The 11,622-nt window shown below is 71.1% G+C and carries 7 protein-coding genes; 2 read left to right on the top strand and 5 right to left on the bottom strand.

Annotation, left to right across the window (positions count from 1 at the left end; genetic code table 11):
• Positions 1 to 215: 215 nt before the first annotated feature.
• Both pepN (J2Z30_RS30875) and J2Z30_RS30870 read right to left on the bottom strand, forming a co-directional pair.
• Complete coding sequence (pepN, locus tag J2Z30_RS30875) at positions 216 to 2,786, bottom strand: aminopeptidase N (RefSeq protein ID WP_044581929.1); 2,571 nt, start codon at positions 2,784 to 2,786, stop codon at positions 216 to 218.
• Positions 2,787 to 2,948: 162 nt separating this feature from the next.
• Positions 2,949 to 3,974: an aspartate-semialdehyde dehydrogenase gene (locus J2Z30_RS30870; protein WP_044575191.1), complete on the bottom strand. Its 1,026-nt coding sequence runs from the start codon at positions 3,972 to 3,974 to the stop codon at positions 2,949 to 2,951.
• Between the two features lie 359 nt (positions 3,975 to 4,333).
• On the opposite strand from J2Z30_RS30870, the gene J2Z30_RS30865 reads away from it, so the two are divergent.
• Positions 4,334 to 6,076, top strand: coding sequence for a TIGR03767 family metallophosphoesterase (locus J2Z30_RS30865; RefSeq protein WP_044575195.1), 1,743 nt, complete (start codon positions 4,334 to 4,336; stop codon positions 6,074 to 6,076).
• A gap of 17 nt (positions 6,077 to 6,093) precedes the next feature.
• Here the strand turns inward: J2Z30_RS30865 and J2Z30_RS30860 are convergent, their stop codons facing one another.
• Both J2Z30_RS30860 and pepN (J2Z30_RS30855) read right to left on the bottom strand, forming a co-directional pair.
• The gene (locus J2Z30_RS30860; RefSeq protein WP_044575198.1) at positions 6,094 to 7,119 is read right to left on the bottom strand and encodes a putative endonuclease domain-containing protein; all 1,026 of its coding nucleotides are present in this window, start codon (positions 7,117 to 7,119) and stop codon (positions 6,094 to 6,096) included.
• A gap of 176 nt (positions 7,120 to 7,295) precedes the next feature.
• Positions 7,296 to 9,914: an aminopeptidase N gene (pepN, locus tag J2Z30_RS30855; protein WP_044575201.1), complete on the bottom strand. Its 2,619-nt coding sequence runs from the start codon at positions 9,912 to 9,914 to the stop codon at positions 7,296 to 7,298.
• Positions 9,915 to 10,085: 171 nt separating this feature from the next.
• Here pepN (J2Z30_RS30855) and J2Z30_RS30850 point away from each other — a divergent pair, with 171 nt between their 5' ends.
• The gene (locus J2Z30_RS30850; RefSeq protein ID WP_044575203.1) at positions 10,086 to 10,721 is read left to right on the top strand and encodes a mycothiol-dependent nitroreductase Rv2466c family protein; all 636 of its coding nucleotides are present in this window, start codon (positions 10,086 to 10,088) and stop codon (positions 10,719 to 10,721) included.
• A gap of 91 nt (positions 10,722 to 10,812) precedes the next feature.
• Here the strand turns inward: J2Z30_RS30850 and J2Z30_RS30845 are convergent, their stop codons facing one another.
• Positions 10,813 to 11,406 carry a biotin transporter BioY gene (locus tag J2Z30_RS30845; protein ID WP_044575206.1) on the bottom strand — a complete coding sequence of 198 codons (594 nt, stop codon included), beginning with the start codon at positions 11,404 to 11,406 and terminating at the stop codon, positions 10,813 to 10,815.
• Positions 11,407 to 11,622: the final 216 nt, after the last annotated feature.

Below are 11,622 nucleotides of genomic sequence, written 5' to 3'. Positions count from 1 at the left end.
GGCACAAACGGCCACCGGCCGGCACCCGGCAACGAAACGTTGACCAGAGCCGGGCGCGCCCGCACCGGCTGAGCTAGTTCCTGGCTGAGCCATCGCTCCCGGGTGCACCCCGGTGGGTGGGTTGTGCCCACCCGTTCCGCCCCGCGGAACGATTGCCCACAACAAGGTTTCGGGGCGCCGTGCGGGGCGTACGGCCCCGCACGGCGCCGCGCCGGTCAGCCCGCGTTCGCGTCCGCGGCCTGCGCGCGGAGGGCGCGGTCGATGCCCGCCCGCGACTCCGTCACCAGACGCCTCAGCGCCGCCGTGGGTTCGGCGGACGCGAGCCACGCGTCCGTGGCGTCCAGCGTCTCCGGCGCGACCTGCAGTGCCGGGTACAGGCCCACCACGATCTGCTGCGCCATCTCATGGCTGCGGCTGTTCCAGACGTCCTTCGCCGCCGCGAAGTACTTCTCCGTGTACGGCGCCAGCAGCTCCCGCTGATCGGTCTGGATGAAGCCGCCGATCACCGCCTCCTGCACCGCGTTCGGCAGCTTGTCGCTCTCCACGACCGAGGCCCACGCCTCCGCCTTGGCCTGCGGTGTCGGCCGCGCGGCCCGCGCCGTCGCGGCGTGCCGCTCGCCCGCGGAGGTCTTGTCGCGCTCCAGCTCCGCCGCGATCGCGGCCTCCTCGGCACGCCCCGTGGCGGCGAGCCGCTCCAGCAGCGCCCAGCGCAGCTCGGTGTCGATGACCAGGCCCTCGATCGTCTCGGTGCCCCCGAGCAGTCCGGAGACCAGGTCCAGCTGGGCGTCGGTGCGGGCGGTCGCCGTGAAGGCCCGTGCCCAGGCCAGCTGGTGGTCGCTGCCCGGCGCCGCCGCCCGCAGGTGGTCGAGCGTGGCCTCGGTCCACTGGGCCAGGCCCGTCTCGCGCCAGTCCGGCGCGGCGTAGAGGTCCAGGGCCAGTTTCACCTGGCGGTGCAGCGACTGGACGACGCCGATGTCCGATTCCTTGGCGATGCCCGAGAGCACCAGCGCGAGGTAGTCGCGGGTGGCCAGTTCGCCGTCGCGGACCATGTCCCAGGCCGAGGCCCAGGACAGCGCGCGCGGCAGCGACTCCTCGAAGTCGCCGAGGTGCTCGGTGACCACGGCCAGCGAGTCCGGGTCCAGCCGCACCTTCGCGTAGGTGAGGTCGTCGTCGTTGAGCAGGATCACCGCGGAGCGCTTGGTGCCGGTCAGCTGCGGTACCTCGGTCAGCTCGCCGTCCACGTCCAGCTCGATGCGCTCGGAGCGGATCAGCTTGCCGGTCGGGTTCAGGTCGTAGAGCCCGATGGCGATGCGATGCGGCCGCAAAGTGGGCTCGCCCTTGGCGCCGGGCGGCAGCGCCGGGGCCTCCTGCCGCACCGCGAAGGAGGTCACCGTGCCGCTCGCGTCCGTCTCGATCTCCGGCCGCAGCACATTGATGCCCGCCGTCTCCAGCCACTGCTTGGACCAGGTCTTGAGATCGCGCCCGCTGGTCTCCTCCAGCGCGCCGAGCAGGTCCGACAGCCGGGTGTTCTTGTAGGCGTGGCGCTTGAAGTACGCCTGGACGCCACGGAAGAACTCGTCCATCCCGACGTACGCGACCAGCTGCTTGAGTACCGAGGCACCCTTGGCGTACGTGATCCCGTCGAAGTTGACCAGGACGTCGTCCAGGTCGTTGATCTCGGCCATGATCGGGTGGGTGGACGGCAGCTGGTCCTGCCGGTAGGCCCAGGTCTTCATGGAGTTGGCGAAGGTGGTCCACGAGTGCGGCCACCTGCTGCCCGGCGCGTGGGCCTGGCAGGCGATCGAGGTGTAGGTGGCGAACGACTCGTTCAGCCACAGGTCGTTCCACCACTCCATGGTGACCAGGTCGCCGAACCACATATGGGCCAGCTCGTGGAGGATGGTCTCGGCGCGCGTCTCGTACGCCGCGTCCGTCACCTTGGAACGGAAGACGTACTGGTCGCGAATGGTCACCGCGCCCGCGTTCTCCATCGCGCCCGCGTTGAACTCCGGCACGAACAGCTGGTCGTACTTGGCGAACGGGTACGCGTAGTCGAACTTCTCTTCGAACCACGCGAAGCCCTGCCGCGTCACCGCGAAGATCGCGTCAGAGTCGAGGTACTCCGCGAGCGAGGGACGGCAGTAGATGCCCAGCGGCACCGAGCGGCCGTCCTTCTCGTAGGAGCTGTGCACGCTGTGGTACGGGCCGACGATCAGGGCGGTGATGTACGTGGAGATGCGCGGGGTCGGCTCGAACCGCCAGACGTTGTCCTTCGGCTCCGGCGTCGGAGAGTTCGAGATCACCGTCCAGCCCTCGGGCGCGGTCACGGTGAACTGGAACGTGCCCTTCAGGTCCGGCTGCTCGAAGTTGGCGAACACCCGGCGGGCGTCGGGCACCTCGAACTGGGTGTAGAGGTACGCCTGCTGGTCGACCGGGTCGACAAAGCGATGCAGCCCCTCACCGGTGTTGGTGTAGGCGCAAGTAGCGACCACCCGCAGCTCGTTGTGCCCGGCCAGCAGCCCCGCCAGGGCGATCCGCGAGTCCTTGAAGACCTCGTTCGGGTCGAGCGTGTCGCCGTTCAGCACCACCTCGTGCACCGTGGGCGCCACCAGGTCGATGAACGACTCCGCGCCCGACTCGGCGGCGTCGAAGCGCACCGTGGTGACGGAGCGGTAGGTACCGCCCTCCTGGGCGCCGCTCAGGTCCAGTTCGATCTCGTACGCGTCCACCGTGAGGAGGCGCGCCCGCTGCTGCGCTTCCTCCCTTGTGAGGTTGGTGCCAGGCACGTCGGCCAACTCCCGTTCGTCATGTGCGGTACGCCATGCGTCAGGCGGATGGCCATCCTCGCACGTCGGACGGTCAGTGCCGGTAGACCGGCTGGTCCACGAACGGACGCCGGGAGGGGAGCGGCCAAACCGGCCGCTCCCCTCCCGGGCGATACGTGGGCGTCAGGTCAGGTCGGCCGCCACCAGCTCGGCGATCTGCACCGCGTTCAGCGCCGCGCCCTTGCGCAGGTTGTCGTTTGACAGGAACAGCGCGAGACCGTGCTCGACCGTCTCGTCCACCCGGATCCGGCCCACATAGCTGGGGTCCTGGCCCGCGGCCTGGAGCGGGGTCGGGATCTCCGAGAGCGCCACGCCCGGGGCCGCGGCCAGCAGCTCATAGGCGCGCTCCACGCTGATCGGACGCTCGAAGCGGGCGTTCACCTGGAGCGAGTGGCCGGAGAAGACCGGGACCCGGACGCAGGTGCCGGACACCTTCAGCTCCGGGATCTCCAGGATCTTGCGGCTCTCGTTGCGGAGCTTCTGCTCCTCGTCGGTCTCGAACCGGCCGTCGTCGACGATCTTCCCGGCCATCGGGAGCACATTGAACGCGATCGGGCGGGCGTACACCCCGGGCTCGGGGAACTCCACCGCCGCGCCGTCGTGGGTCAGCTCGGCCGCGCGGTCGGCGGTCTTGCGGATCTGGCCGTCGAGCTCGGCCACGCCGGACAGCCCGGAGCCGGAGACGGCCTGGTAGGTGGTGGCCACCAGGGCGGTGAGCCCGGCCTCGGTGTGCAGCGGGCGCAGCACCGGCATGGCGGCCATCGTGGTGCAGTTCGGGTTGGCGATGATGCCCTTGGGGCGGTCCACCGCGGCGTGCGGGTTGACCTCGGCGACGATCAGCGGCACCTCGGGGTCCATCCGCCAGGCCGAGGAGTTGTCGATCACGACCGGGCCCTGGGCGGCGACCTTCTCCGCCAGCGCCTTGGAGGTGGCGCCGCCGGCGGAGAACAGCACGATGTCCAGACCGGAGTAGTCGGCCGTGGCGGCGTCCTCGACGGTGATCTCGGTGCCGCGCCACGGGAGCGTGCGACCGGCCGAGCGGGCGGAGGCGAACAGCCGCAGCTGCTCGGCCGGGAAGTCACGCTCGGCGAGCACCCTGCGCATCACTCCGCCGACCTGGCCGGTCGCTCCGACGATTCCGATCCTCATATCAGCCCTTTTCCTTGGTTGTGCCTGTTCGAGGCGCCTACCCTCCTCGCAAGTGTCTCAGGCGGGTCCGTTACCGTCCCGTGATTTATCCCACGGCAGGAGCGGTTCCCGGATCCGGCGAGGGCGGTTCCCGGATCCGGCGGGGGCGGTTCCCAGATCTGATGAACGCCGAGTGAGCGGAAGAATTCCTGTTCACAAGGGCGCGATGACCGTTTGCCACCGCCAAGATCCACGTGTGGAGATCGGCGGCCCGCGTTGCCGCCTCGTTCACTCCCAGGCCATCCCCGATGCCAACGATCCCAGGTGAGGACAGCCTCGCTGTCCGCCCGTCACCGCGTGTCCACTCGGGGAGATCGAGCATGTCCCGCATACGGTCCGTACGGTCCGCCGCAGCTGCCGTCGCCACCCTCGACCGGCGCACCTTCCTCGCCGCCGCCACCGCCACCGGTGCCACGGCCGGCCTGGGGATCGCCTTCGGTCCCGGCAGCGGCTCGGCCGGTGCCGCGCAGCCCGCCACCGCGCACGCCGCGGGCCGCCGGGTGGTGCAGGCCCCGGCGGCGCCCTCGACGGCCGGTACGACGCTGGAGACGTTCTCGGCCGCACACGGCGCCACCGGCTACCGGCGGCTCGCCGACGGCCCCGCCTGGGCCCGCGAGGTCCGCACCGAGATCACCGGCGCCAAGGGCGGCCGCGAGGACCGGCGCACCGCGCTCGCCTCGTTCGTCCAGCTCACGGATCTGCATCTGACCGACGTCCAGCACCCGATGCGGTACGAGTACCTGCGCGCCGGGCGCGCCGGGGCATGGCGGCCGCACGAGGCGCTGACCATCGCCGGGGTCGCCTCGCTCATCGAGCGGATCAACGGGCTGCGCGGCGGACCGGCCACCGGGGCGCCGCTGTCGTTCGTCATGACCACCGGCGACAACACCGACAACAACGCCAAGATCGAGCTGGACTGGTTCCTGACCGCCATGAACGGCGGCCGGATCACCCCCAACACCGGCGATCCGCGCCGCTACGAGGGCGTGCAGAACAGCGGGCTCAAGGAGTTCTGGCACCCCGAGGAGGCGCTGCGCGACGCCGACAAGAAGGCCGGCTTCCCGCGCATCGACGGCTTCCTCGAGGCCGCGCTGCGCACCGTCAACAGCCCCGGGCTGCGGCTGCCGTGGTACTCCACCATCGGCAACCACGACGATCTGGCGGGCGGTGTCTACTCCCTCGGCCACGACTACTACACGGACTTCGCCACCGGAAAGCGCAAGCTGGAGATCATCCCGGCGGCCGACGCGGAGCGGCTGTTCAAGGGCACGCGCGTCGGGGACGACCCCAAGGGCGTCCAGATGAAGGCGCTGCTGGACGCGCACGCCAAGGACATGCGCACGGTCACCCCCGACGAGCGCCGCGCGCCCTTCACCCAGACCGAGTACCTGGCCGCGCACCTCGACCCGGCCGCCACCGGCTCCGGACCGGTCGGCCACGGCTACACCAAGGCCAACCTCGAGCAGGGCACGCTCTACTACTCGTTCCGGATCTCCGAGAACATGATCGGCGTCAGCCTGGACACCACCGACCCGGGCGGCCACTACACCGGTTCGCTCGGCACCGCCCAGCTGCGCTGGCTGGAGCGGACGCTGAAGGCGCACAAGGACGACTACGTGATCGTCTTCAGCCACCACTACAGCCGCAGTCTGGACAACATGAACCACGACCCGGGCCGCTTGGGCGAGGCCCGGCACGGCGGGGACGAGGTCGTCGCCCTCTTCCAGCGCCACCCCAAGGTGCTGGCCTGGATCAACGGCCACAGCCACCGATGCGAGATCATCCCGCACGGCACCTTCTGGGAGATCACCACCGCCTCGCATGTGGACTTCCCCCAGCTGGCCCGGGTGTTCGAGGTCGTGGACAACCACGACGGCACGATCTCCCTGTTCACCACGCTCATCGAGTCGGCCGCGCCGCACCGCACGGACTTCTCGGACCTGTCCCAGACCGGTCTCGCGGCCCTCTACCGCGAGCTGTCCCTCAACGCGCCCGGCGCCAGCCAGAAGCTGGCCGGCGACGCGACGGACCGCAACACCGAGCTGCTGCTGCGCAAGCCCTGAGCCGTCCGGCGGGCACTTCAGCGCGGCAGGACCACCACATAGGAGGCCGGTTCGCGGTCGGCCGCCGCGATCAGCGCGGTACGGACCACCGCGGCCTGCTCCTCCGGTGACTCCCGGAGCTTCTTCGGGGTCACGCGCACGACCGTGATCCCGAGCCGCTCCAGGTGCTCGCGCTTGCGGCCGAAGCCACCGCGCCAGACCTCCTCGTCCTGGCGCGGCGCCCGGGTGTCGATCTCCACCGCCACCGCCTGCTCACGCCAGTAGGCGTCCACCCCGCCGAGGGCGGGCCCGCCGGGCAGCCGCAGCCGCACGTTCCACAGCGGCTCGGGCAGATGGTGGCCGCGCACCATGTCGTACAGCCGCCCCTCGGCGATCGCCCGGCCCTCGGCGAGCAGCGCGTCCACGGCGTCCACGACATGCGGCCGGGACAGCAGCCGGGCCGAGTTCAGCTCGGCGACGACGGCCGCGGCCTCGCAGTGGCCGTGGCGTACGGACTCGGTGAGCAGTCTGCGGACCAGTACGGCATCGGTGAGCCGGGCGACGGCGTCCGCGAGGGCGCGGGCCACCGGGGCGGTGGGCACGCCCGCGAGGTACTGGGGAGCGGGCAGGGTGCCGGCCCGGACGAAGCGGACGAAGCCGGTGGCGCGCAGCCGCCGGGTGCGCGGCACCAGGACGTCGACGTGGTCGAGGGAGGCCAGCGGGGGAGCGGAGGAGAAGTGGCGCAGGGCGAGCGCCGCCAGCCCGGTGATCATCGCTTCGCCGCACGGCTCGCCACCGCCCGGCGCCGACCCGTCGGCCCCCTGGCCACGGCTCGCGGTGTACAGCAGCGCGGCCAGCAGCCGCTCCTCGCTGGTGGCCGGGCCCGGGTGGAGCAGATGGACGCCCGGCAGGATCTGCTGCCAGGGCCCGCCGGCCCGGCAGCGCTCCGCGGCGACGGACGCGGTCACACCGTGCTCGCGCAGCTGACGTGTGGTCAGGACTCGGCGCTGGACGTCCGAGAGGTGGTGGAGGGGGCGGGGGGACAGCGGCGTGTTGTGGCTCATGCCCCCGCCATTCCCGCGCCCGCTCCACCGGCTAACCGCTGTTACACAGTCGTCGACAAAAACGGACAACGCCGTACTAAAGTACGGCAGTTCGAATGCCGAAAGAGCTCCCCTCTTCTCCCGGAAGAGCTCCCCTCTTCTCCCGGGAGAGCTCCCGCTCCGGTCGAACGTTTGCGTCAGGCGGCCGCCCTCGCGTCGCACTCCTGGCCGCGCAGGGCGCGGGCGAGGTCGTCGCGGGCCTCAAGGACCAGCCGGCGCAGCGCGGGGGCCGCTTCCGGGTGGCCGTCCAGCCAGGCGTCGGCCGCGTCCAGGGCGCGGGTGTCGCCCTGGGCGGCCGGGAAGAGGCCGCGCACGATCGCCATCCCGATCTCGATCGACCGCTCCTGCCAGACGCGCTCGATCACCTCGAAGTAGCGCGGTGCGTACGGCGCCAGCAGATCCCGCTGGCCCGGCTGGTCGAAACCGGAGATGGTGGCCTCCACCAGGGCGTTGGAGAGCCGGTCGGACTCCACCACCGCGTCCCACGCCTCGGCCTTGACCGCGGCGGAGGGCCGGGCGGCCAGGCACCGCACCTGGTGGCGCTTGCCGGAGGCGGTGTCGTCGCGGGCCAGCTCGGCGGCGATCAGCGCCTCGTCCGCCTGGCCGCTCGAGGCCAGCGCTGCCAGGAACGTCCAGCGCAGCTCCTGGTCCATATCCAGCCCGTCGATCCGGGCCGTGCCGTCCAGCAGCCCGCGCAGCAGCCGCAGCTCGGAGTCGGCGACGGCCACCTGCGCGAAGAACCGCGCCCAGGCCAGCTGGTGCCCGCTGCCCGGCTCGGCCAGCCGCAGCTCGCTCAGCGCGCCCCCGGCCAGCCGGGCGGCGGCCTCCTCGCGCGCGTCCGGCGCCGAGTAGTGGTGCAGGGCGGACAGCGCCCACGCCTGGACCATCTGGAGCACCCCGATATCGCTCTCGGCCCCGGCGAACCGCCGCACCAGCTCCAGGTAGTCGCGGGCGGGCAGCAGCGCGTCACGGGTGAGGTTCCACAGCGCGGACCAGCTCAGGGCGCGGGCGAGGGGATCGGTCAGCTCGCCCAGGTGCTCGCGCAGGGTGTCCAGCGAGCCCTCGTCGAAGCGGATCTTGCAGTAGGTGAGGTCGTCGTCGTTGACCAGGATCAGATCGGGCCGGGAGGCGCCGGCCAGCTCGGGGATCACCGTACGGGGGCCGTCGACGTCCACCTCGGCGCGGGCGTAGCGCACCAGCGCCCCGGGGCTCTCCCCGGCCGGGGCCGCCTTGCGGTACAGCCCGACGGCCACCCGGTGCGGCCGCAGCGTCGGGTGACTGTCGGCGGCCTCCTGGACCACCGCCAGCTCGGTGATGTGCCCCTCGGCGTCATAGGTGGCCTGCGGGGTCAGCACGTTCACCCCCGCGGTCTCCAGCCAGGCGCGCGACCAGGCGGCCATGTCCCGCCCCGAGGTCTCGCCGAGCACCGACAGCAGGTCCGACAGCCGGGTGTTGCCGTACGCGTGCCGCTTGAAGTAGCGCCGTGCGCCCTCCAGGAAGGCGTCCTGCCCGGCATAGGCCACCAGCTGCTTGAGCACGGACGCGCCCTTGGCGTAGGTGATCCCGTCGAAGTTGAGCTTGGCGTCCTCCAGGTCACGGATGTCGGCCGTGACCGGATGGGTGGACGGCAGTTGGTCGGCGCGGTACGCCCATGCCTTGCGGCGGTTGGCGAAGGTGATCCAGCCGTCGGTGAAGCGGGTCGCCCCGACCAGCGAGAAGGCCCCCATGAAGTCGGCGAACGACTCCTTGAGCCACAGGTCGTCCCACCACTCCATGGTCACCAGGTCGCCGAACCACATATGCGCCATCTCGTGCAGGATGACGTTCGCCCGGCCCTCGTACGACGCCTTCGTGACCTTGCCGCGGAAGATGAACTCCTCCCGGAAGGTCACACAGCCCGGGTTCTCCATCGCGCCGAGGTTGTACTCCGGCACGAAGGCCTGGTCGTACTTGCCGAACGGGTACGGATAGTCGAAGTGGTCGTGGAAGAAGTCCAGGCCCTGCTTGGTGACGGTGAAGATGTCGTCCGCGTCGAAGTGCTTGGCCAGCCCCTTGCGGCAGAGCGCGCCCAGCGGGATCTCCAGTGCCGAGCCGTCCGGCAGCGTGCGGCGGTAGAGATCGCTCTCGTAGTGGTACGGACCGGCGACCACGGCCGTGATGTACGTCGAGATGGGCCGGGTCGTCACGAAGTGGCTGGTCGCGGCGGCGTCGTCGGCACCGGACGGCTCCACCCGGTCCACCGCCCCGTTGCTCAGCACCGTCCAGCCCTCCGGGGCGGTCACCGAGAAGGTGAACGGGGCCTTGAGGTCCGGCTGTTCGAAGTTGGCGAAGACCCGGCGGGCGTCGGCCGGTTCGTACTGGGTGTAGAGGTAGACCTCGCCGTCCTCCGGGTCCACGAAGCGGTGCAGCCCCTCGCCGGTGCGGCTGTAAGCGCACTGCGCGTCCACCACCAGCTCGTTCTCCGCGGCGAGGCCCTCCAGCGCGATCCGGGAGCCGTCGAAGACCGCCGCCGGGTCCAGCTCCCGCCCGTTGAGCCGCACCGAGGTCACCGAGGGCGCCAGCAGATCGGCGAAGGTCGTGGCGCCCGGCTCGGCGCAGCGGAAGCGGATCGCCGTCGTGGAGCGGTAGGTGCGCGGCCCGGACCCGGTGTGCTCACCCACCGCGGACCGCAGATCGAGCGCCACCTCGTAACGCTCGACGGCCAGCAGCTTCGCCCGCTCACGGGCCTCGTCACGGGTCAGGTTCTCACCGGGCACGACGCGGCTCCCTCGCCAATGTCTCGCATCTCGGATATCGGACAGCGGAAATCATGTCACGGGGCACCGACACCCGGCATCGGGGAATGAGCACCCTTCCCACGCGCGTTGGCTGAAGGAGCCAGCTCTCTATTCGTTTGCGATACCAACGCGCCCGCTTGAGGAGAAACCGTGACCGAGACTGTCAAGACGCCCGCTGATTTCTGGTTCGATCCGCTGTGTCCCTGGGCCTGGATGACCTCGCGCTGGATGCTCGAGGTGGAGAAGGTGCGCCCGGTCGAGGTGCGATGGCACGTCATGAGCCTGGCCGTGCTCAACGAGCCCAAGCTGGATGAGCTGCCCGAGGAGTACCGCGAGCTGCTGAAGACCGCCTGGGGCCCGGTCCGGGTCTGCATCGCCGCCGAGCAGAAGCACGGCAGCGAGGTTCTCGGCGCCCTCTACACCGCCCTCGGCACCCGCTTCCACAACCAGGGCCTGGAGAAGAACCGCGAGACGATCGTGGCCGCCCTCGAGGAGGCCGGTCTTCCCGCCGAGCTCGCCGACTTCGCCGACTCCGACGCGTACGACACCGAGCTGCGCGCCTCCCACAAGGAGGGCATCGACCTGGTCGGCCAGGACGTGGGCACCCCCGTCATCGCCGTCCCGGGCTCGGACGGCGAGCAGATCGCCTTCTTCGGCCCCGTGGTCACCCCGGCCCCCAAGGGCGAGGCCGCCGCGAAGCTCTGGGACGGCACCCTGATGGTCGCCTCGATACCCGGCTTCTACGAGATCAAGCGGACCCGCACGGTCGGCCCGATCTTCGACTGACCCCTCCTCCGCCGCCACGGCAGGGCCCCCGCGGGAGTCGACCGCGCGGGGGCCCTTTTTCTGTCGCCTTTTTCTGTCGCCTTCCGCCGGCTCAGCCGCGGCGGCCCACCAGCTTCCAGGCGGCCGGGAGCGCGCCCATCGCCAGGGCGGCCTTCAGGGCGTCACCGATCAGGAAGGGGGTGAGCCCGGCCGCGATCGCCTCACTGAGGGAGATATGGGTGGCCAGCGCCAGGTACGGGACGCCCACGGCGTAGGTGACCGCCGAGCCGACCACCATGGTGCCCGCGGTGCGCAGCACCCCGCGGTCGCCGCCGCGCCGGGCGAACGCGCCCACCACGGTGGCCGCCAGCAGCATGCCCAGCACATAGCCGAACGACGGCATGGCGGCGCCGGAACTGCCCTCGGCGAACCACGGCACGCCCGCCATGCCGACCAGGGTGTACAGCGCCAGCGACAGGAAGCCGCGCCGGGCGCCCAGCGAGGTGCCCACCAGCAGGGCGGCGAAGGTCTGACCGGTCACCGGCACCGGCGAGCCGGGGACGGGCACCGAGATCTGGGCCGCGAGGCCGGTGAGCACGGCGCCCCCGATGACCAGCGCGGTGTCGCGGGCCAGGACGCGCCGGGCGGGAAAGACCACGTCCGCGAGGACCGTACCGGGTGTGGCGGCGGCAGAAACAGTGCTCATCAGCGATGCTCCCAGGTCAGAGGGTGAATACCGGGACGCTAACCCAGAGTGGGGGCCTCGGACACCGTCGGATGACCACAAAGCCGGACGCATCGGCTTGGCGGCTTCTGGCAGAGGTCCCTCATACGGAGCGTGACGCGAGTGTCCGATATCCAGAAAGGATTGTCCGCGATGTTGTCCCCATGGGACACGCCCTTCACACTAGGGACGTTTTGC

The sequence above is a fragment of the Streptomyces iranensis genome, from assembly GCF_017874715.1.
Classification (GTDB): Bacteria; Actinomycetota; Actinomycetes; order Streptomycetales; family Streptomycetaceae; genus Streptomyces; species Streptomyces iranensis.
Note: the sequence above shows the minus strand (reverse complement) of the source record. Positions and strands in the feature narration are given on the sequence as shown.